Source organism: Marinobacter sp. MA, from assembly GCF_048298425.1.
GTDB lineage: Bacteria > Pseudomonadota > Gammaproteobacteria > Pseudomonadales > Oleiphilaceae > Marinobacter > Marinobacter salsuginis.
In genome coordinates, this window is record NZ_CP103058.1 from 3,780,974 (window position 1) to 3,803,134 (window position 22,161).

A 22,161-nucleotide genomic window follows, 5' to 3' on the forward strand; every position below is an offset into this window, starting at 1 on the left:
CCCGGTATTTTTTTCTGTCCCTCTCATTTCCTGCGACTCTATTCTCACGATAGCTTTCTTCTTCATACGCCTCACCTGACAAAATCTGACTGTTTTCTATACTGAACGGACAAGCGGTGATTCTCAGACTGGTATTCGGGAACCCTGGAACACGCACGTCGGCAAAACATTGATGTTGAGGTTATGAAGGGAGAGTGGAGTCCATGAACCAGAGCACTGCCCAGAAACCCCGTGACCACGGGCAAGAATCCAAAAGCCATGTTCTGACCCTGCCACTGGAAAGCACCCACGTGGACCGGTCACCGCACACGTACGAGCGCTGGCTGATTGCCAAGCTGATGCGCATGGCCGGCTCACCGCCGCTCCGGTTCCGGCTCTGGAACGGCGATGTCATCGAACCGGATGGCCAACAGGCACAGTTCACTCTGCACCTCACCGACCCCAAGGCCCTGTACGCACTGGTGACCAACCCCAACCTGGCGTTCGGCGATCTCTACAGCGCAGGTCGTCTGGAGGTGGAAGGCGACCTGCCCGACCTGATGGAAACCCTCTACCGCTCAGTTCATCAGGCGCGCCAGAAGTGGCCGAAATGGCTGGAAGCACTCTGGCGCAATCACAACCCCCGGTCCACCGGGATCTCCGAAGCCAAAGAAAACATTAACCACCACTATGACCTGGGCAACGAGTTCTACCGGCTCTGGCTGGACAGCTCTGAAATGCAGTACACCTGCGCCTATTACGAGAGCCCCGACCTGACCCTGGAACAGGCTCAACTGGCCAAGCTGGAGCATGTCTGCCGCAAGCTTCGTCTCAAACCCGGCATGACCGTGGTCGAGGCAGGCTGCGGCTGGGGTGGGCTGGCCCGTTACATGGCCCGTAACTACGGCGTCAAGGTGCACTCCTACAACATCTCAAAAGAGCAGCTGGCCTTTGCCCGGGAGGAGGCCCGCAAGCAGGGGCTGGATCATCTGGTGGAATACGTCGAGGACGACTACCGCAACATCAGCGGCCAGTACGATGCCTTTGTCTCCATCGGCATGCTGGAACACGTGGGAAAGGAAAACTACGAGGCCTTGTCCGAACTCATCAAGCGGAGCCTGAAACCCGACGGGATTGCCCTGCTCCACAGTATTGGCCGCAATCGCCCGATGCTGATGAACGCTTGGATCGAAAAACGCATCTTCCCCGGCGCCTATCCGCCCAGCATCGGCGAATTCATGGAAATCTGCGAACACGGCGATTTCTCGGTGCTGGATGTGGAGAACCTGCGCCTGCATTACGCCCAGACCCTGAGCCACTGGATGGATCGTTTCAACGAGAACGAAGACAAGGTAACGGCCATGTACGATGGCCACTTTACCCGGGCCTGGCGCATGTATCTGGCGGGCTCCATCGCTGCGTTCCGCGCCGGCTCACTGCAACTGTTCCAGGTGGTTTTCACCCACGGCGACAACAACAGTCTGCCGCAGAACCGCCGGGACCTGTATGAGTTTCCAGCGGCACCAGAGGAGGCCTGATGGATTATTACGACCTGATCATCGTGGGTGCCGGCCCAGCCGGCTCCACCCTGGCCAGTGCCCTTGAGACCAGCGGCAAAAAAGTACTGATCATCGACAAACAGGATTTTCCCCGGGATAAAACCTGCGCGGGCTGGGTGACTCCTGCCGTCATGGAAACCCTGAAGATTGACCTCGACGAGTACGCCAACGGACGGACACTCCAGCCCATTCGCCGGTTTCGCATCGGCATGATGGGGCAGCCGGCTGTGGAAAACGACCACGGCGATGTGGTCAGCTACGGCATTCGCCGGTGTGAATTCGACGATTATCTGCTCAGCCGCGTCACCGGTCCGAAACAGCTCGCCACGCCGGTCAAGTCCATCGTCCGGAAAGACGGCAACTGGGTCATCAACGACACCTGGGAGGCCCCCCTTGTCGTGGGCGCCGGCGGGCACTTCTGCCCGGTTGCACGGTTGCTTGGCGACGGCCCGGGTAGCCACGAGACCGTTGTCGCCGCCAAGGAGGTGGAATTCGAAATGACACCCGAACAGGCTTCCGCCTGCGAGGCCCGGGGCGACACCCCGGAGCTCTGGTTCTGCCGCGATCTCAAGGGTTATGCCTGGGTGTTTCGCAAGGGCAATTACCTGAATATCGGGCTGGGCCGGGAGGATAACCACAAGCTGAGCGGTCATTTAGAGGCTTTTGTCGATGAGATGAAGTCCGCCGGGCGCATTCCGGAGGACCTGCCCGGGCGCTTCAAAGGCCACGCCTACCTGCTTTATGCCCATGCCGAGAGGCCACTGGTGGACGACGGTATTCTGTTGATTGGCGATTCCGCCGGCCTGGCTTACACCCAGAGCGGCGAAGGCATCCGGCCCGCCATCGAATCGGCGCTGCTGGCGGCAGATGTGATACGGGACGCGCCGGATTATTCGGCCTCCTCATTGCAGATCTACGGCGATGCCATTGCCGAACGCTTTGGCAATCGGGCGGCAGACACGGATCAGGGCTGGCAGGTTCCGGACTGGATCAAGACGCCACTGGCCAGCAGCCTGATGCGCTCGCACTGGTTTACAAGAAAGGTGGTTACGGAGAAGTGGTTCCTCCACCAGGAAGTGCCGCCGCTGAAAGCCGCTGTCTGAGGCGGAAAACAAAAAAACCCGGGAGGATCGATAACGATGCCCCCGGGTTTCTTTCAGGCCCTGAACTCAGTTCGCCGTCAGTTCAATCACGTCAATACCGTACAGGGTGGTGGTTCCGCTGATTTCATTTCCCACTGCCAGCAGGGGCTGCCCATTCGGGCTGTCCTCGGCGGCGATGAAGGCAATGCCCTCCGGCCCAAGATCTCCGGCCATACCGGCTTGCAGATCTGCATCCGACACCGAGAAATCCCGATTGTTCAGATACTGGACGAATTCCGGATTCTGGGGATTGGTCACGTCGTAAACCATGATTCCGCCAATTCGCTCAAGACCGATAAACGCGAAGGTCTGGCCGTTGATTGTGCCAACCGTGACGGCTTCCGGCTCAGGACCTTTGTCATCGGATCGGTTGTCGAAATTGTTCTCGTCGTTGGTGGCATTGAAGTTCTCAGGCAACAGACTGGCGGTGATCCGCTCGAATTCGCTGCCGCTGTCAAAGACCCTCTGGCCATCGGCAGACCAGATAGAGAAGGATCGTGCGCCGTAGGTGTAGATTTCGCTGTATTCGCAGTCTACTTCCGGATCTGTCGCCAGGTCAGAGGGATCGCATCCATTGCTGACACCCAGTGTCGAGGTCACGTTGATGCGCCCCAGGTTCTCCTCCAGCTGAAGATCGGGCGCATTTGGAAAGGCCGTGGCATCCAGGGTCAGATCCCCGAGCCGGAACTCTTCGGAGAAGCCATCATAGTCCCGGGAATCACCCTCGTTGGCGGTGATGTAGTAGGTCTTGCCGTTATAGCCGTAGCTGGTGATAGCGTCCGGCATATACATACCTTTTACCGGCCAGTTGCGAATGTTGATGCCGCTATCCCGGTTGCTGACGTCCAGCTCGTTTCCTATCACGCTGTGGTCCTTGAAACCCAGGGGCAGGATCGCATTGATCACACCGGCCTCGATATCCAGTTCGGCTACGGCGTTGTTCTCCTGCAGGGCGACCCAGGCGGTCTTGTTGTCGAGGGAGACCGCAATGTACTCCGGCTCCATATCCTGGGCGACGGTTGCTCCCGGCCCAAACACCCGCACACCGCTGGCTTTCAGGGCCAACTCATCGGCATTGAAGGCTTCGAATCCTGCGGTGGTTACCGTTGCACCGGCAACGCCCGCTGACAGATCAATAATGCTGACGGATCCCACCGGATCGTTGGTGTAGTCGTCGCTGGGTTCACCCTCGTTGGCGACCAGCACTTTCATGCCGTCCCGGGTAAAGGTAACCATATCGGGCAGCGCCCCTACCGTAACTTCACCAACCTTGCCAAGATCAGTGGTGTTGTAGAAAACGACCTTGCCGTTGTCCTGCTTGACGTCGGCTTCGATGGCCACCGCCACCAGGCTGCCGAAGACAGCCACACTGTTGGCGGAAGCACCCTCGGCGGTCGCATCGATGGTTTGCAAGAGAACCGGTTGGGAGGGGTCCTGGATATCAAGCACGTCTACCGTGGAGGCACCGGCGTTTACAACGAACAATCGCTGGTTGGCAGCATCGTGGGCAACAATTTCGGCGGCTCCCACGTCGAACACATCGCCCGGGGCCTGATAGGTGCCCAGGACATTAAGTTCGATCAGTGCTTTGCTGGTGCCGTTGATACCATCAGCGCCATCGTCACCATCATCGGTACAGGCGCTCAGGCCCAACAGGGAAGACAGGATGGTTGCGGAAAGCAGGGTCTTACGGAACATGACATTGTGCCTCTGGCATTGCTTGGTGTAGGGAATTCCTACACACGCTAGGCCACAGGCGTGACAGTTCAGCGTCAATTCCGAGTCATTACCATGACGAATTGGTGACAGGAACAAAAAAATGGCGACCCGAGGGTCGCCATTCCGTAATGCAATCGACTCAGTGACCGAGGTAACTCCGATACATCCAGACTGTCTTTTCCTGCTGAGAGATGTAGTCACTCATAAGGGCAACTGTGCCCTCATCTTCCGCGTCACCCGCCAGACTGAGCAACGCACGCTGTTTGCCGATCAGTTTGGCAAAGCTTTCCACGATGTTCTCCATCGCTTCCTTGCCGTCTGATACATCTTTGCGCTCCGGCACTTCAGACCGCTCAATATAGGTGCTGTAGGCGTGAGCCGGCCGATGGCCAAGCGTCAGCACGCGCTCTGCGATCTCATCGATCTTGAGCAACAGATCATCGTACAGCTCCTCGAATTTGACGTGCAGCTCGAAGAAGTTGTCGCCCTTGATGTTCCAGTGGTAGCCACGGACATTCATGTAGAAGATCTGATAGTTGGACAAAAGATCATTCAGGGAATCAGCAAGTTGCGCTGTTTTCTCAGTATCAAGACCAATAAAGTTCTTACCCATAACGCATCTCCTTGGCAGTTATGTATGACATTTCGAAAAAGTATACGACCGACCAAACACGGCCGGGAAGTTTAGTTTGCTAATCTCGTTAATAGCGACGCTGAATAATGCTATGAACGGAGCCAAATAAATAGCCCGAAGCTATTCTCATTCTCAATACAATTCATTTAACAATCATTCTCACCCGGTCTTAAATGAGCAATGAACCACGAGCGAAACCGGAGATGACCATGAGCACGTTAAAACTGTTTGTACATAACCATGGCCCGAATGGCGACCAGTCGCTGATCAAAACGGTAACGTTCGCCCTCACCCATTTTACAGTGGCCTTCACCGTGGCTTATCTGCTCACGGGTGACATCCTGATTGGCAGTTTGATCGCCATGGTGGAGCCAGCCATCAATACGGTTGCCTATTTCTTCCATGAAAAGATCTGGGCCCGCCGCCAGCGGAACGCAAGGACAGCAACCGGAACTTTATCCCAGACTCAGCCCCACACCTGTTGATTCTGATCAAGGGCCGGATCAAACACCCGGCCCACAATCGGTGCAGCCCTCTTCTGGCGCCGGTCCGATACTGAGATTCCGGTTGAGGTCTTTCAGGGCCGTCCGCACCCCTTCCTCGATAACCGGATGGTAAAATGGCATCTCCAGCATTTCGCTGACGGTCAGTCGTCGCTGGGCCGACCATGCGAGCAGATGGGCAATATGCTCCGCCGCAGGGCCGAACATCTCGGCTCCCATGAACAGGCCGCTGCCATGCTCACCATAAACCCTCAGTAGCCCCCGGTTTTTGCCAATCACCCGACTGCGCCCCTGATCCTCGAACGATACCTCGCCCACGGCGAAACAACCGCGACACCGCTCGTCCACCTGGTGAATGGTCAGGCCTACGGTCGCAATCTGCGGATCGGTGAATACCACCGCCAACGGGGTACGGCGAAGTCCCGTCCGAACATCCGGGTAAGACGCCGCGTTGTCGCCCGCGATTCGGCCCTCGTCGGCCGCTTCATGCAACAGCGGCAGGCTGTTATTGGCATCACCGGCGATGAATATGTGGCTGTCGCCACATCGCAGGGTATGGGGATCAAACAGGGGTAGGCCCTTGTCATCGAGCTCAATACCGGCGTTCTGGATATCCAGCCCGTCCACATTCGGACGACGGCCGGTAGCTGCTAACAGGTAATCAAAGGTTTCGGTCTTTTCACCGGCATCCCCATCCACAAACGTAATGGCAACACCCTTATCAACCCGCTCAACGTTCTTGACCTCCGCATCGGGATCCAGCGGGAACTCTTCGTTAAAGATTTTAAGGGCGTAGTCCCGGATGGAGTCATCCTGGATGGGACCGACAGACCCGCCAACCCCGAACATTCGCACCCGGACACCAAGCCGGCTCAAGGCTTGCCCGAGCTCCAGGCCAATCACGCCCGGACCAAATACCGCCACCGAGTCCGGCAGATCCTGCCACTCGAAAATATCATCATTCACCACCAGCCGGTCTTTGGCCTCTTTCAGAAACCCGGGAATGTTGGGCCGTGAACCGGTAGCGATGATGATCCGGCCGGCCTCCACCTCAAGGTTGTTGCCAACGACTAGATGATTCGGGCCGACAAACCGGGCATGACCTCTCAACCGGTGCGCCTCCGGAAACTTCTCGACCGAGTTAAACACTCCAGAAACGAAACGGTCCCGCTCGGTTCGCACCCGTTCCATAACCCGTTTGCCATCAACTCTGATCGCTCCGGCAGACACACCAAACAGGTCGCCAAGCTGCATCTGATGGGCATTTTCGGCGGCCGCAATCAAAAGCTTGCTGGGCATACACCCGACCCTGGCGCAGGTGGTTCCGTACTGGTCGCCCTCAATCAGTACTACTCTGTCGGTCGCCTTGCGCACACGCTGATACGCCACCATTCCTGCGGTACCGGCTCCGATAATGGCAACGTCTACGGCTCGCTTTTCCATACAAGGTCTCCTGACAGGCGTTCCCGGCATCGGGGAACACGGAAGGTTGGAACGGGTGAGACCTCAGTATAGAAGTCATGGCAAGTTTCACCCATACCGTGAAAAAAGACCGGATTCGGCCTATGCTGTCAGACTTTTCAGACCTTGGCAGGCTCAGGAGAGGAGTTGGAACTATGCAGAGTTACTGGCCGGAATTTCTGACGGTGGCCCTCGTCCACTTGCTGGCAGTGGCAAGCCCCGGCCCGGATTTTGCCGTGATGCTCAGACAGGCGCTCTGCCAGAGCCGAAGGAACGCGCTGCTGACAGCCATCGGTATCGGCGGGGGCATTCTGGTGCATGTCTGCTATTCCTTGCTCGGAATCGGCCTGCTGATCCAGCAATCGATCATGCTGTTCAATGTTCTCAAGGTGCTGGGGGCACTCTACCTTGCCTGGATTGCCGTTCAGTGTTTGAGGGCCCGGGCCGGTGGCGTTCATGTAGAACAGGCCCCGACGGGAGGGCAATCCGGTCTTGCCGCCCTGCGGCTGGGTTTCCTGACCAATGCCCTGAATCCCAAGGCAACGCTGTTTTTTGTCTCCCTGTTCTCTGTTGTGATCAGCCCGGGCACGCCCATTGCGCTCCAGGCCGGCTACGGCATTTACATGGCTTTGGCCACGGGGCTGTGGTTTGCCATGGTCGCTGTTTTCTTCACCCTGCCCCGGATCCGCCGCGGGTTTAACCGGTTTGGCCACTGGCTGGACCGGCTGATGGGCGGCGTTCTGCTGATACTGGCTGGCCAGCTGCTACTGTCTACAGTGAGCGGATCAGAGCCTCCGTCTGCGCCCATCCCAGACAAGGATCGGTAATCGAGCAGCCGTAGCGCAGGTCTTCACCATCGTCCTGGCGGCCCGGTTCCAGGAAACTTTCCAGCATCAAACCACGGATATGCTGGTTGCCGGCACGGCGCTGGGCCATTACTTCCCGGGCGATATCCAGCTGTCGTTCGGCCTGCTTGCAGGCATTGTCATGGCTGCAGTCCACCATCACCGCAGTCGACAATCCGGCTTCTGCCAGGACCCCAACGGCCTGTTCAATACTTGCAGCATCATAGTTGGTAATACCTCGGCCACCGCGCAACACCAGATGGGTATCAGGGTTGCCCCGGGTGGTAATCATGACCGGCGCCCCGGTCGCGGACACCCCAAGGTGGTGATGAGGATGGGATGCCGACTTCATGGCGTTGGTTGCCACGGCAATACCGCCATCGGTGCCGTTCTTGAAGCCGGTGGGCATCGGCAGGCCACTGACCATTTCACGATGTACCTGGGATTCGGTGGTTCGGGCACCAATGGCAGTCCAACTTACCAGATCACCCAGGTAATCCATGGCGAACGGGCTCAGGGCCTCGGTGGCCAGCGGCAAACCCATGGCCGCCAGATTCAACAGCAGGCGGCGGGAGCGGCGCAGCCCCTCATTCAGATCGCCTTCTCCTGTGCGCTCCGGGTCGTACAGCAGCCCTTTCCAGCCGACCGTGGTCCGGGGCTTCTCCAGATACGCCCGCATAACGATGAGGAAGCGGTCGCTGACGTCGTCCGCCAGGGCCTTCAGCTTCTTCCCGTATTCCAGGGCCGCCACCTCATCGTGTATGGAACACGGCCCCATTACGATCAGGGTTCTGCTGTCCTCGCCCTGTAGAATGTCCCGGATGGCCTGCCTCTGATCTTCTACCTGTTGGACGACAGCGGCACTGGCCGGCATCTCAAGTCTCAGCTCCGCGGGCGTCGGCAGAACCACTTCCTGTCGGTGCCGCGCCTGAGTCTCCGCATCCTGGTGTGTCAGTTCAGTGTTCAAGGGCATGTTCATGTCAGTGTTCCCGTTTCCCTGCGTCAGAATCAAAAAAGCCCCGGCTGGGCTACCAGTCGGGGCTTTTTGAGTCCGGTGGCAGCCTGGGTTTTCTGCCGGGCTGCCTTCCTCGTTATTCGTTCGATGAAGATCCTATGGGCGGCCCCGGCTCTGGCTAAAATAAAAGCCATAACCAAACCACCAGAAAAACACAGCAGCGACGGCAGCCGCCGGCTTGGCGCCGAAAGCTTGCAAAACATTCAATTGACAGGTCGCGTGTGTCGTCTTCATGCTTTTCAATATATACCCCTGGTTTTCACCTTGGCAACCCGTGTGTCGGAGTTTTTTCGACTCCGACAGAAGGATTGGAGCACTGAATGGTCGTTTTTGTCCGAGGATACCCCCTGCAGCTTTTTCTTGTTCTGCTGCTGGGACTTTGTTCCAGCCAGGCTCTGGCCCAGGCGGAATCTCGCGTGTACCAGCTCAATAACCGACCAGGCGACGATGTGGCGGTGCAGATCCGCGAGCTTTACCAGGGCTCGCCGGTAACCGTGACCGCCCGGGGCCAACAACTGGTGGTACGCGGTGAACCCGACCTGCTGGACGAAATCGGACGGCTTGTCGAAACGCTTGATGTAGCGCCCGTTCAGGTCAGGATCACTGTTCGGTCCAGAACGGATAGCGGCGGCAAGCGCTCAGGTGCCGGCATTTCCGCGTCTAACGGCCGCGCCGAACTCTCTGCCGAACGTCGCGTTACCACTACCGGCAGCGCCCAGGAGCGGACCCTGGTGATGCAGGATGGCCAGTCGGCACACATTACGTCAGGCCAGGTCCGGACGATTCCAGTTGCCATTCGCGGCGGTCGTAATCCGGCGGCTTTCCTGCAACAGGTCGAAACCCGCAGCGGGTTTCTGGTCAGTCCCCAGGTCATTTCCGATCAGGCGGTGGAACTGAGCATTGTCTCGTTCGAGGAGGAACCGGCAAACCTGGACGGATATGAAACGGAAGCGGTCGTTACCATTCGACGGGTTGAGCCGGGACAGTGGGTGTCACTGGGTAGCACAGCAACCCGTTCCAGCCAGGAGCACAGTGGAATTACCTATCAGGTGAACAGTAGCCACTCGGACAATCGCAGCTTTGAAGTCCGAGTGGATATTCTGCCCTGAATCAGGCCTGTCGCTTGCCGAGAAGTACCTGTTTGGCTTCGTTCAGTTTGGCTGCCAGGTAATCGTTTCCGCCCCGGTCGGGGTGAAGTTTCTGCATGAGCCGTCGATGCGCCATCACGATTTCCTCTTCAGAGCAGCCGGCTTTGACCCCGAGGATATCGCAGGCCTCTCGTTCTGACATCTGCCCCGCCAGATCCGTGCCCGAGCCAGAGTGATTGCTCGCCTGCTCACGGCTTTCTTGCCCCTGCTTCCTACCCATGAACCGATTGATTTCCGGAGCAAATTTCAATAAGGCGGGAAGCTTGCGCAAGAGGGGAATCACAGCCGCCACCGCCGCCGTGAGCACGTGCACACGTCCGGTCAGGACCATGAACACCAGCAAGGCTCCACCGACCACGAGAATCACCTTCCAGGTCGCCGCCTTTTTCTTTTCGGCGGACAATGCGCCCCACTGTTTCAGAATCACAAACACGGCGGCTGCCAACGCAAGCCCCAGAATCCACTGCATTATTGATCCTCACCCTGAATACCGTCGTAATTCTGTCATCGACGCGAGCCACATTACCAGCACCCTGCAGGGAAAGCCGCCCCTCATGAAAACACCCATACAGCCTTGATGCTTGTCAAATCCGGCAATCCCGGAGTCTAGATAGAAATACTTACAACCCGGTGACAATAGCGACCCTGATTTTGTAGCATGCTATGCTTCCCAAAATCTGACACAGATCCCCAGGACCCGAACCATGCGCACTGCTTCCCGCTTTATAATCGTCATTATTTTTCTCGGCGTAGTGCTCGGAGGCATCTTCGGCTACAAGTTCTACCAGTTTGGCCAGATGCAAGAGCAGATGTCCCAGCCTCAGCCACCCGCCCAGATTTCCGCGGTTGAGGCCCAGAAAGAAGCCTGGACGCCCGCCATCAAGGCTGTCGGCAGTGTTGAAGCCATCAACGGCATTCAGGTAGCCAACGAAGTGCCCGGCGTCATTGAGACCATCAATTTCGAATCCGGTGACCAGGTCAGCCGTGGTGATGTATTGATCCGGATTGATTCAGCAATCGATGAGGCCGCCCTGCGCACACGTCGCGCCGAGGCACAGCTGGCCGAGCAGGAGTTCAAGCGGGTGTCCGACCTGCTCCCCAAGCGCGCAGTATCCCAGTCCCAGTACGATGAAGCCAAGGCCAATTTCGACGCGGCCCGCGCAAGAGTGAATGAAGCCGAGGCACAATTGAGCAAGAAAATCATTCGTGCGCCCTTCGATGGCACGCTGGGTATCCGGATGGTCGACCAGGGTGAGTATATTGCCACCGGCACCCCGATTGTCGAGATCAACATGCTGGATCCGATCTACGTTGACTATACCCTTTCCGAGAAAAACCTGCCGAACGTGAAGACCAGCTATCCGGTAGTCGCCACTGTCGCTGCCGTTCCGGAGCAGGATTTTGAAGGGTCCGTCAGCGCCATTAACACCTCGGTCAACCCGGAAACCCGGACGGTCCGTGTCCGCGCCACGCTCTCCAACCCGGACAACCTGCTGCGCCCCGGCATGTTTGCCACCGTTCTGACACAGCAGCCGGAAGACAACGAGGTTGTGACCGTGCCACGCACTGCAATCTCCTACAACACCTATGGCGATTTCGTGTTTGTGGTTGAGGAGAACGACGAGGGCAATCTGGTCGTTAGCCGCCGCACGGTAACCACCGGCGAAACCCGTAACACCCGTGTTGCCGTTCTGTCCGGCCTGGAAGCCGGCGAAACCGTCGTCGAGAAGGGTTTGCTGCGTCTGCGCGCTGGCCAGCAGGTGGCCATACAGGAAGAAGACCAGAAGCAGGGGGCGTCTGAGTAATGCGCTTCACCGACATATTTATCCACCGTCCCGTCCTGGCGACGGTGGTCAGCCTGCTGATCCTGCTCCTGGGCGCCCGGGCGGCCATGGAGATGGAGATCCGCCAGTACCCCGAGCTCGAAAGCACGACGGTAACCGTCACTACCGCCTATCCCGGTGCCAGCTCAGACCTGATCAAGGGCTTTATCACCACGCCGCTGCAGCAGGCCATCGCTGAAGCCAGTGGCATCGACTATCTGACATCCACCAGTTCCCAGGGCACCTCCACCATCGAAGCAAAGATGGTGCTGAACTATGACGCCAACGCGGCCCTGGCGGAAATTCAGGCCAAGGTGGCAAGCCAGCGAAACGTCCTGCCGGCCGAAGCTCAGGATCCGGTGATCACCTCCACCACCGGTGATTCGACGGCGCTGATGTACATTGCCTTTTACAGTAACGAACTGGCCGTACCCCAGATTACCGATTACCTCACCCGCGTGGTCCAGCCCAGACTCCAGGCGCTCTCCGGAGTGGGCAAAGCGGAACTGCTGGGCCGCAAATTCGCCCTGCGGGTGTGGCTGGATCCGGAACGCCTGGCGGCGGTGGACATGACACCCCAGGAGGTGGTGGCCAGACTCAGGGCCAACAACTACCAGGCTGCCGTCGGTAACACCAAGGGCACCTACACCGAAATCAGTATGACCAGCGACACCGATGTGGGTGATCCGGATGCGTTCCGCAATCTGGTGGTCAAGCAATCCAATGGCACCCAGATCCGCCTGCAGGACATCGCCCGGGTTGAGCTGGGTTCTGAAACCTACGATCAACTGGCCCTGTACAAAGGCCAGCCGGCCACTTACGTCGCCATTGAACTGGCTCCCGGGGCGAACCCGCTGACGGTCGCCGGCCTGGTGAAGGACGAGCTGCCTGATATCGAAAGCCAGTTGCCTTCCGGGCTGGATGTGCGCCTGGCGTACGATGCCTCTGACTTTATCGAGGATTCCATCAACGAGGTTATCCAGACACTGCTGGAAGCCATGATCATCGTTCTGGTGGTGGTGTTCCTCTGTCTTGGTTCGGTTCGGGCCTCTGTGGTGCCATCGGTTGCGGTCCCGCTCTCATTGATCGGCGGCGCCTTCATCATGCTGATGTTCGGTTTCTCGCTGAACCTGCTCACCCTGCTCTCCATGGTACTGGCCATCGGCCTGGTGGTGGATGACGCCATCATCATGGTGGAGAACGTACACCGACACATCGAACAGGGCGAATCGCGCTTCGATGCGGCCATAAACGGTGCCCGTGAGATGGCGGTTCCAATCATCGCCATGACCACCACCCTGGTGGCCGTATACGCCCCCATCGGCTTCATGGGCGGACTGGTCGGCTCGCTCTTCACCGAGTTTGCGTTCACGCTGGCAGGGACTGTGGTTATTTCCGGCATTGTTGCCCTGACGCTTTCGCCCATGCTGTCGGGCAAGGTTCTTAAGCCCCACGGCAACCCCGGCAAATTCGAGCAGGTGGTTGAGAAAACCTTCAACGGCCTGGCGGCAGGCTACAAGTCTGCTTTGAGCTCACTGATGCAGACCAAATCGGTGGTGGTCTTCTTCGCCGTCGTTGTACTCGGCTCCATCTACTTCATGGTCTCCATGAGCCAGAACGAGCTTGCTCCCACGGAAGATCAGGGCATTCTCTTCTATCAGGGGCTTGGTCCCCAGACCTCGACCCTGGACTACCTGCTTGAGCATGGCGATGAAATCCAGGAGCGGATGTCGACGGTCCCGGGCTACAACGAGGACTTCATGATCATCGGTATTACCGGGCCCAATGCGGTCTTCGGTGGCTTCAAGCTGGCGCCCTGGAGTGAGCGGGAGATCAGTCAGTTTGAAGTACAGCCGAAGCTGGATGCCGAGCTCAAGAATGTCACCGGACTGCAGACCGCGGTGTTCCCGCGGCCCTCACTGCCCGGTTCCGGCGGTGGCCTGCCGTTCCAGTTCGTGATTACCACCGGCAGCAGCTATGAGCAGCTGGACCAGGTTGCGGATGAGCTGCTGGGCAAGGCCATGGGCAGCGGCAACTTCATGTTCCTGCAGAAGTCCATCAACTTCGATCGGCCGATCACTCGTATCAACGTTGATCGGGACCGGGTTGCCGACCTGGGCCTGTCCATGCAGGACGTCGGTCAGAGCCTGTCGAGCATGCTTGGGGGCGGTTACATCAACCGGTTCAGCATGGAAGGTCGTTCCTACCAGGTGATTCCACAGGTTGACCAGCAGTTCCGGCTGGACGCCCAGGCGCTCAATGAGTACTACATTCGTGCCGACAATGGTGAACTGGTACCACTGGGCAGCGTGGTGAGCTTCAGCCAGGATGTTGAACCGTCCAACCGAACCCAGTTCAACCAGCAGAACTCTCTGACACTTCAGGGCGTGGTTATGCCGGGGATTGCCGCCGGCACTGCCATGGACTTCATGGAGCAGACCGCAGCTGAGGTTTTCCCCCAGGGCTTCAGCTACGACTACACCGGTCAGAGCCGACAGTTGGCGACCCAGGGTAGCGCCCTGATGGTGACCTTCTTCCTGTCGCTGCTGGTGATTTACCTGGTGCTGGCGGCCCAATTCGAAAGCTGGCGGGATCCGTTCATTATCCTGGTTTCGGTGCCCATGTCGGTTGCCGGCGCCATGGCGTTCATCGTGCTTGGCTTCGCCACCATGAACATCTACACCCAGGTGGGGCTGATAACGCTGATCGGGGTGGTCTCCAAGAACGGCATCCTGATTGTCGAGTTCGCCAACCAGTTGCAGAAGGAACGCGGACTTAACAAGGTGGATGCGGTGATCGAGGCGGCGGCGATTCGCCTGCGGCCAATCATCATGACATCACTGGCGCTGATCTTTGCCATGGTGCCGCTGCTGATCGCCATTGGTCCGGGCGCGGAAAGCCGCTTCGCCATCGGCCTGACGATCAGCGCAGGTCTTGGTATCGGCACCCTGTTCACCATCTTTGTGTTGCCGGCGTTCTACATCCTGCTGGGCCGTGATCATCACGGTTCAGCCTCCGATGAGTACGGCAACGGGTCCGAATCCGAAGGTAAATCGGCCCCCGCCCACTGACCCGGAGTAAGGCATCAGGCCCGGCCACGGCAACGTGAGCCGGGCTTTTTTGTGAATCACCTCAGGACATCAACAGGTCCGGCTCGTCCACGATCTGTTTGCCAGCTCCACCGCCCTGAAGGTTTCGCCGCCATTGAACCGTTTCGCTGGGCAATTCCCCGAAGTGTTCCCGGTACAGGGCCGCGAACCGCCCCAGGTGGGAAAAACCTGCATCGGCGGCATACCATGAGATGTGCGGCACGTCGCACTGGCAGTCCACCAGACGCTGACGCACCCTTAGCAGCCGGTTTCGCTGGTACAACCGGTAAGGTGTCATACCGGTTTCCCGTTTCATCAGATAGTAGAGGTTACGTTCGCTGACGCCGGAATGGCTGGCCAGTTCCTGAAGGTTGAAGTCCCAGCCCGGCTCGTATCTGATTTTTTCGATGGCCCGGAGTAACCGGCGATCGAGTTTCGGGCACTGACAGGCAAAATCCGATTTCACCGGGGGACGTGTCAGGTTGCAGAAAAGCTCATTCGTGAGCCTGATGGCATCCGAATCATCCCGAAAGAAGGGTGCCCGATGAAGATAACAGGTGATGAGCTCTTCGTAGTTTGACAGACAGGCGTCACTTGCATCGGGAAAAACCGGGGCCGAAAAGTCCGGTTCCAGCCTGACAATCAATACCCTCGATCTCGGCGTCAGACGCAATCGAAACCGGTCTTCCGGCCATGCCAGGGCCAGCCCGCTCAGGTATTGCCAGGGTTCATCACGTGTTGCGATCTCAGGGTTGCCGGCCCTCGGTAACAGGAAAACAGGCTCAGTCGCCCGGCAGCCTGTAATTTCCATGCCCTCCGCTGCATACAGACAGATCAGGCGGCCACGCTCGGTGGTCAGCGTCGACAAGGCACCTACCTGGTGGCCACTGCCCTCAAACAGGGAGCAGTCGATGTCATCACACCCGGACAACTCGCGAATCGCGGCCAGCCACTCAGCGATGGAGGCACGATTAAGTCGAAGATAGGCACCGAGTTCCAGTTCTGGCGCAGTATTTGGCATAGAGACCCAGGATGAGAGTTTGCCCCTTATTAAAACAATCGGGGTGTCCGACCTAGCCAAATCTTGCAAAATGCCCCTGGAAAGGCATCGAACTGACCTAATCTTGATTTCGATCAAAAAATAAGGGAATCAGTTTCTGCCAGGGCGCTGGCCTGGCCATCAGGAAACCCTGCCCACGGTGGCAGTTCAACTCCCGCAGTTTGTTGTGCTGCTCCTCGGTCTCGATACCTTCGGCAACCACTTCCAGATCGAGGGCCTCGGCAATTCCCAGGATCGCAGAGACGATTCGGGAATCGCGGGATTTTCCGCCAAGACGCCATATAAACTGACGATCAATCTTCAAGACCTGCACAGGAAGCGCATGCAAATAGGCGAGAGAAGAGTAGCCGGTCCCGAAATCGTCGATCGCAACCACCACGCCCTGCTCGCCGAATTCCTGCAGCCGGTTCAGACATTGTCGCGACAAATTCATCAGATGGGTTTCGGTAATCTCGATTTCCGGTACCCAACCCACACCACGAATGCGTTCAAACAGCGGCGTCAGCAAGGCCTCCAACCGGGAATCGGTAATCTGACGCGCTGAAATATTGATCGCCAGACCGAGCCCTTCAGGTAACCTTGCCGTCTTGTCTGAGAGATCGGCTAACACACACCGCACCAGATGCTCGGTCAGCTCATGGATGTGGCCCCGCTGTTCGGCAATGGCAACAAAATCCCCCGGTGATACCGGGCCGAATTCCGGATGATTCCAGCGCAGCAGCGCCTCCACCACAGCGACCTCACCAGTCGCGAGGTGGTACTGGGGTTGATAGACCACACTGAATTCCTCTGGGGCGGTCTTCACCGATGCGATCAACGCCTCGGAAAGACGCTGCCTGTACCGCCCCCTTTCGGTATCCACAGCACTGTAAATCCGGTAGCAGGACCGCCCCGCCATCTTGGCCGAGTACATTGCCCGATCTGCATTTTGCAACAGCTCAGCACCGGTTCGGCCATGACCCGGGTAGACGGCAGCGCCAACCGATGCCGACAGAAAGTACTCCCGCGCACCTACGATGATCGGCGCCTGGAAAATCTGCGTCATGCGCTGACATACACTCTCCAGGTCCTCATCATTCTGCAGTTCGATGATAACCGCGAACTCATCCCCGGAAAGCCGTGCAACCACATCGCCCTTTCGCAGAACGCTCTTTATACACTGGGCAGCTTGCTGCAGCACCTGATCGCCACATTCATGTCCGTGCAAGTCGTTAATAGACTTGAAGAAATCGAGGTCGACGTACAGCACCGCAAAACATCCGCCGTCACGCTCCCGCTGAGCCACACGAGCTTTTAGAAACTCCTGGAACAGCGAACGGTTGGGCAGCTCCGTCAGCGGATCGTAATAGGCCAGCGAGGCCAGACGTTCATCGCCGGCAGCAATGTCGCCAACATCGGTAAAGACACCGGCAAAGAACTGTCGCCCGTCGCGGATCACAGGATAAATCGTCAACCATTGGGGGTAAGTCTCGCCATTCTTGCGACGATTCCAGATCGCCCCTTCCCAACGCCCGTAATCACTCAGGCTTTTCCACATGGCCTGATAGAACTCCGGCGAATGAAGCCCGGAGCTGAGCATCGACGGCGCCTGACCAACCACCTCCTCCGCCTGGTACCCGGTTACAGACCGGAACATCCGATTCACATAGGCAATTCTGGGCTCCGTCGTCGACAGCATGATTGCCCTGGGGTGGTTATCCACCAGCGCCCTGAAATCTTGTTGTTGTAATACCTGCATGCACTGCTCACTCCCTTCGTGCAGCCTTGAACCTGGTCAGACCAGTTGCAGTCACCAGCATAATCAGTATCTGTCGCCAACCTAGCCACATATTGCAAAAACACAATTGCTACGACCAAAGCAGGAGAAAACATGAAGAAACGTTCAATTTTTGCAATAACCGGATATCGAACAGACAGAAGGCGGCCGATAGTTAGTCAACGTGACAAGAACCGATACCGAGGCAAGAATACTTCATGCGAATCAACGAACCCGTCAGCCAAAAAGAACGGGGATACCCGGACCACTATCACCTGATCACCACCACCGACCTTCGCGGCAAGATCACCGCCGCCAATGAAGAGTTCGCCGAAGTGGCCGGCTACACAGTGGACGAACTGGTCGGCCAGCCCCACAACCTGATACGGCATCCGGACATGCCACCGGGCGCCTTCGAGAATCTCTGGCAGACCATAAAATCCGGTGAATCCTGGCGGGGTATGGTGAAAAACCGCTGCAAGAATGGCGATCATTACTGGGTGGACGCCTTTGTCACCCCGATCCGCAAAGACGGTGAAATTGTTGAATTCCAGTCGGTTCGCACCCGTCCCCGGCCAGACCAGATTGCCCGGGCCGAAAAACTGTACGCAGCCTGGAACCGGGGCAAGGTGCCACGCCGATACCTGGCGATCAGCCCGCCGTTGTCACTGAAAATCGGCAGTCTCTATGGACTGCTCGCTTTCGCGCTTGCCTGGTTTGGCCTGTCCGAGCTGACGCTGCCTCACCTGCTGTTGTTGCAGGGGCTCGTGTTGTCGGTATTCATTGTCTTTTTCTGGCTGGCGCTACCGATGATGCGCAGTGCCAGGGCGGCCTGCTGCGAAGCGCATCCGGCCATGCCCTGGGTCTATACCGGCCGTCGGGATGAAGGCGCATGGATCGAATTCGATCGTCAGAAACGGGACGCGGTACTCAGGGCGGTGTCCGCCCGCATGCATGCCAACGTCGGCAAGCTCCATGGCCGGAAACAGCGCACCGTCGAGTGGGTTGCCAACTCGGTGGCCAGCATTCGCAGCCAGCAGGATGATATCCAGGACATAACCCGGGCCTTCGAGGAACTGGCAGAGAGCGTTCGTCGGGTCAGTGAGCTGACCGCCCGTACTCACGAGGCAACAGACGATGCACGCCAGTCAGCGGGCCAGTGTCGTGGTCAGATGACCTCCATGAACCAGTCATTGTCGGATTTGAAGGAACAGCTCGCCGTCGCCAATGGACGCATGAAGACGCTGTCTGAAAAAAGCGACACCATCGGCATGGTTCTGGACGTCATCTCGGACATCGCCGAGCAAACCAATCTGCTGGCATTGAATGCCGCCATCGAGGCCGCCCGCGCCGGCGAGTCAGGACGCGGCTTTGCCGTCGTTGCGGATGAGGTGCGAGGCCTGGCCCAGAGAACCCACGAATCCACCCGAAAGATCGAAGAGATGATCGGCGCCCTGCAAACCGAAACCCACGAAGTGGTCGAGGTGATCAACAGCGGTACCCACTGCTGCCAGCAGACGGCGGGCATCGCCAGTGAAGCCAGTGAAACCCTGGAGGCAACACTGAAAGATGTCGATGTCATAACCACCTGCACGCACGAAGTGGCGGGTGCCGCCGAGCAACAGGCCGCGTTGAGCGTTCAGGTGGAACGCCAGGCGGCACGACTGCTGGAGCTCGGTAACCGCTCGGTCCAGAGCAGTGAAAACGCCCGGGAAGAATCCGAACACCTGGGCAATAACGTGGATCAGGCCCCGCTACTTACCAGCCATTTCCTGCAGATGCTGGTCGATCGACTGTTACCGGCACCCGTGTCTGGAAGCGGTAAGCGATTCCCCGAGCCGACACAATAGGGTAGGCTGGCGATCAATCCTCAGACCAACCGTGGAAGATCGCTGAAACCGTGACCCTTGGAACCCTGTTCTGGCTGTTCGTGGCCGGATTCGCTGTCTGGTACTGGTGGCGTGCCAAAGCCATCAAGGATTTCGTGCTCCAGGCGGCGCATCGCTACTGCAAAAGCATGGACGTGATGCTGCTGGATGATGCGGTATTCCTCCGTGGTCTCTGGTTCAAGCGCGACGACCAGGGAAAGATCCGCGTGTGGCGCCGTTTCCTGTTCGATTTCACGTCTACCGGCGAGGAACGCTACACCGGACGTATCATCATGCTGGGCCAACGCATCCAGCATATGGAACTGGAACCCCACCGGTTTTCCTGAATACGCAGCCTCCCTGTCCTCACCCATTTGGGCGATTCCTGATCGTTCCTTACACACCAATAATCGACAACGCATCGACGACCGTCGGCTGCCTGACGCAGCCGTCAACAAAAACAACAGGAGTCACACATGCGTATTCGATTTACCACAGCAGTTCTGCTGGGGCTGGCATTGCTGTCCGCCTCATTCTCAAGCTTCGCCGGCTATACCCAGACCCGCCATCCGATCGTTCTGGTTCATGGTGTCACCGGGTTCAACACCATTGGCGGTCTTGTAAACTATTTCCATACCATCCCCTGGAATCTTGAGCGCAGTGGCGCACGGGTCTATTCCGCCAGCGTTTCTTTCGTCAACAGCAGTGAGCAGCGCGGCCAGCAACTGGCGAACTACGTGAACAGCCTCGGGCATTCCAAAGTCAACCTGATGGCCCACAGCCAGGGCGCGCCAACCTCCCGGGTAACCGCAGCCCTGATTCCTCACCGTATTGCCTCGATCACCTCCATCGATGGCGTCAACAAGGGCTCCAAAGTAGCCGATGTGGTTCGGGGCATCCTGCCACCCGGCAGCTACGTCGAGGGCGGCGCCAATGCCATAGCCAACGCCCTGGGGGACCTGGTGAATGCATTGTCCGGTGCGGACAATCCGCAGAACGGGCTGGCAGCTCTGGAAACCCTCACCACACCCGGAACAACCAGCCTCAACGACGCCCTTGGCTGGAAAGGCGTCAACAGGAATAGCTGCGCCGGCACCAGTGAAGATGTCTGGATCAATGGCAACCGCATCAAGTTCTTTTCCTGGACCGGACGGGGCGTGTGGACCAATGTGTTCGACATTACCGACCCCTTCCTGGGCGTGACCGCCCTGGCTTTCGGTAGCGAGCCCAACGACGGTCTTGTGGGCGTCTGCTCCACCATGATGGGCCGGGTGATCGGCACCCACTACGACATGAACCATGTGGATGCCATCAACCACCTCCTGGGTGCGCGTTCTCTGTGGACCAACCCGGTCACCCTTTACCGCACCCAGGCCAACCGGCTTAAAAACCGCGGTCTGTGAGGTAACCATGAAACGAACATCCATCGAAGCCCGTCGATGGCTGTTTCCCGGTGCCCTGTCGGCCATTCTGGCCGGCAGTGGTCTCTGGTACGGCCTCACCGATAACGCACCATCACAAGCCAGCAGCGCGGTTTCAAAGCCAACGCAATCCGCCATCCTGGCCGACTCAACAAGACCTTCGCAGGAGTCTGGCGAGCAACGGGGCTTAGAAAACCTCGCCCAGGAGTCTGAGCCTGCCACGACGCCCGATTCGCTCGGACCGCAACCCTTTGCCGCCTCACTTTCAGGCACGGAAATCGACGGTGCGCTGACCGCCGATGACAACGGTGAGCTTGTCATCAACCTCCAGGTCCGCGACTTCTTCGATTACTTCCTGAGCACAGTCGGCGAAGTCTCTCCGGAGACAGCCATCCAACAGATCGAGGCGATGGCCCGGACTCACTTGCCAGAGCCCGCATCTGCTCAGGCAATGGCGTTGCTGGACGAATACCTAGCCTATAAGCAGGCATCCCTTCAGGTCATGCAGGTGCGCCTCGATCCTGCCCGGGCAGGCGAGCCGGCCTATCAGCTGGCTGCGCTGGGCAACGCCCTGGCACAGCTCAAGCAGCTGCGGTCTGCCACCTTCAGTTCCGAGGCCCACCGGGCTTTCTTCGGGCTCGAAGAGGCCTACAGCGAATACACCCTGGCGACCCTTGCCATTCAGCAACGCACGGACCTCAGCGAGCAGGGCAAACAGGCGCTCGTCCAATGGCACCGCAACCAGCTGCCGGAGCAACTGAGAACGACGGAACAACACCTGCATGCCAGCAGCCAGCAGCAGCAGGCCCGAACCGAGGCCATCGAATCGGCCTCTTCGCCCGAGGAAGCCGGACGGAAACTGGCCGAGCTGGGCGTGAACCAGGACGGAGTCGAAAGTGTCGTGAGTTATCTGCAGCAGCAGAAACAGTTCGACCAGCGTTTTCAGGACTTCCGGGAAGCGATGGACCAAGCAGACTCATCAGGATTGGCAGAGGCCGATCTGGAGAAGCAGCGTCAGGCATTACTGGAGCGACATTTCCCGCAGCAGCAGGACAGAACCTGGGCACGACTGAAACTTCTGGGCAACGGCTGACCAGAATGTGCTCGGGTTCCCGAACACGTGGGCCGTGCCAGATACA

At 58.3% G+C, this 22,161-nt stretch carries 18 protein-coding genes; 11 read left to right on the top strand and 7 right to left on the bottom strand.

The genetic code is table 11. The features are described from left to right. Positions 1 to 203: 203 nt before the first annotated feature. Together NUW46_RS17555 and NUW46_RS17560 are read left to right on the top strand one after the other, a co-directional pair. Entirely contained in the window at positions 204 to 1,517 is a 1,314-nt protein-coding gene (locus tag NUW46_RS17555; protein ID WP_418140812.1) for a class I SAM-dependent methyltransferase, read from the top strand. Then, positions 1,517 to 2,641, top strand: a complete 1,125-nt coding sequence (locus NUW46_RS17560; protein ID WP_418140813.1) for an NAD(P)/FAD-dependent oxidoreductase — start codon at positions 1,517 to 1,519, stop codon at positions 2,639 to 2,641. Before NUW46_RS17555 ends, NUW46_RS17560 begins: the two co-directional genes overlap by 1 nt. Positions 2,642 to 2,707: 66 nt before the next feature. Here NUW46_RS17560 and NUW46_RS17565 read toward each other — a convergent pair whose 3' ends face one another. Together NUW46_RS17565 and NUW46_RS17570 are read right to left on the bottom strand one after the other, a co-directional pair. Next, the gene (locus NUW46_RS17565; RefSeq protein WP_418140814.1) at positions 2,708 to 4,378 is read right to left on the bottom strand and encodes a choice-of-anchor I family protein; all 1,671 of its coding nucleotides are present in this window, start codon (positions 4,376 to 4,378) and stop codon (positions 2,708 to 2,710) included. A gap of 160 nt (positions 4,379 to 4,538) precedes the next feature. After that, the gene (locus tag NUW46_RS17570) at positions 4,539 to 5,012 is read right to left on the bottom strand and encodes a Dps family protein (RefSeq protein ID WP_069182047.1); all 474 of its coding nucleotides are present in this window, start codon (positions 5,010 to 5,012) and stop codon (positions 4,539 to 4,541) included. A gap of 230 nt (positions 5,013 to 5,242) precedes the next feature. Here NUW46_RS17570 and NUW46_RS17575 point away from each other — a divergent pair, with 230 nt between their 5' ends. Next, positions 5,243 to 5,518, top strand: a complete 276-nt coding sequence (locus tag NUW46_RS17575; RefSeq protein WP_305966448.1) for a DUF2061 domain-containing protein — start codon at positions 5,243 to 5,245, stop codon at positions 5,516 to 5,518. 18 nt (positions 5,519 to 5,536) lie between these two features. Here NUW46_RS17575 and NUW46_RS17580 read toward each other — a convergent pair whose 3' ends face one another. Next, positions 5,537 to 6,979: a dihydrolipoyl dehydrogenase gene (locus tag NUW46_RS17580; RefSeq protein WP_418140815.1), complete on the bottom strand. Its 1,443-nt coding sequence runs from the start codon at positions 6,977 to 6,979 to the stop codon at positions 5,537 to 5,539. Between the two features lie 173 nt (positions 6,980 to 7,152). On the opposite strand from NUW46_RS17580, the gene NUW46_RS17585 reads away from it, so the two are divergent. Then, positions 7,153 to 7,824, top strand: coding sequence for a LysE family translocator (locus NUW46_RS17585; RefSeq protein ID WP_418140816.1), 672 nt, complete (start codon positions 7,153 to 7,155; stop codon positions 7,822 to 7,824). Here NUW46_RS17585 and NUW46_RS17590 read toward each other — a convergent pair. Then, entirely contained in the window at positions 7,769 to 8,821 is a 1,053-nt protein-coding gene (locus tag NUW46_RS17590) for a 3-deoxy-7-phosphoheptulonate synthase (protein ID WP_418140817.1), read from the bottom strand. The genes NUW46_RS17585 and NUW46_RS17590 overlap by 56 nt on opposite strands. 356 nt (positions 8,822 to 9,177) lie before the next feature. On the opposite strand from NUW46_RS17590, the gene NUW46_RS17595 reads away from it, so the two are divergent. Next, a complete protein-coding gene (locus NUW46_RS17595; protein ID WP_418140818.1) occupies positions 9,178 to 9,966 on the top strand; it encodes a secretin N-terminal domain-containing protein in 789 nt (262 codons plus the stop codon). A gap of 1 nt (position 9,967) precedes the next feature. On the opposite strand, the gene NUW46_RS17600 is transcribed toward NUW46_RS17595, so the two are convergent. Continuing rightward, entirely contained in the window at positions 9,968 to 10,474 is a 507-nt protein-coding gene (locus NUW46_RS17600) for a DnaJ domain-containing protein (RefSeq protein ID WP_136630057.1), read from the bottom strand. A 235-nt stretch (positions 10,475 to 10,709) separates the two neighbouring features. Here NUW46_RS17600 and NUW46_RS17605 point away from each other — a divergent pair, with 235 nt between their 5' ends. Then, on the top strand, positions 10,710 to 11,810 hold the full coding sequence (locus NUW46_RS17605; protein ID WP_069182054.1) for an efflux RND transporter periplasmic adaptor subunit: 1,101 nt from the start codon (positions 10,710 to 10,712) through the stop codon (positions 11,808 to 11,810). Next, the gene (locus NUW46_RS17610; RefSeq protein ID WP_418140819.1) at positions 11,810 to 14,899 is read left to right on the top strand and encodes an efflux RND transporter permease subunit; all 3,090 of its coding nucleotides are present in this window, start codon (positions 11,810 to 11,812) and stop codon (positions 14,897 to 14,899) included. The genes NUW46_RS17605 and NUW46_RS17610 overlap by 1 nt, the downstream gene beginning before the upstream one ends. A gap of 61 nt (positions 14,900 to 14,960) precedes the next feature. Here the strand turns inward: NUW46_RS17610 and NUW46_RS17615 are convergent, their stop codons facing one another. Both NUW46_RS17615 and NUW46_RS17620 read right to left on the bottom strand, forming a co-directional pair. Beyond that, positions 14,961 to 15,938: a helix-turn-helix domain-containing protein gene (locus tag NUW46_RS17615; RefSeq protein ID WP_418140820.1), complete on the bottom strand. Its 978-nt coding sequence runs from the start codon at positions 15,936 to 15,938 to the stop codon at positions 14,961 to 14,963. A 97-nt stretch (positions 15,939 to 16,035) separates the two neighbouring features. Next, on the bottom strand, positions 16,036 to 17,715 hold the full coding sequence (locus NUW46_RS17620) for a putative bifunctional diguanylate cyclase/phosphodiesterase (RefSeq protein WP_418140821.1): 1,680 nt from the start codon (positions 17,713 to 17,715) through the stop codon (positions 16,036 to 16,038). Between the two features lie 236 nt (positions 17,716 to 17,951). Between NUW46_RS17620 and NUW46_RS17625 the strand changes: the two genes are divergently transcribed. The 4 genes from NUW46_RS17625 (at position 17,952) to NUW46_RS17640 (ending at position 22,115) form a co-directional block, all read left to right on the top strand. Beyond that, positions 17,952 to 19,583 (top strand): PAS domain-containing methyl-accepting chemotaxis protein, encoded by a 1,632-nt coding sequence (locus tag NUW46_RS17625; protein WP_418140822.1) that lies wholly within the window; start codon positions 17,952 to 17,954, stop codon positions 19,581 to 19,583. Positions 19,584 to 19,633: 50 nt separating this feature from the next. Beyond that, a complete protein-coding gene (locus tag NUW46_RS17630; protein WP_069182059.1) occupies positions 19,634 to 19,948 on the top strand; it encodes a DUF3301 domain-containing protein in 315 nt (104 codons plus the stop codon). Positions 19,949 to 20,077: 129 nt separating this feature from the next. Further along, on the top strand, positions 20,078 to 21,004 hold the full coding sequence (locus tag NUW46_RS17635) for an esterase/lipase family protein (RefSeq protein ID WP_291904399.1): 927 nt from the start codon (positions 20,078 to 20,080) through the stop codon (positions 21,002 to 21,004). 7 nt (positions 21,005 to 21,011) lie between these two features. After that, a complete protein-coding gene (locus tag NUW46_RS17640) occupies positions 21,012 to 22,115 on the top strand; it encodes a lipase secretion chaperone (RefSeq protein ID WP_418140823.1) in 1,104 nt (367 codons plus the stop codon). Positions 22,116 to 22,161 lie beyond the last annotated feature (46 nt).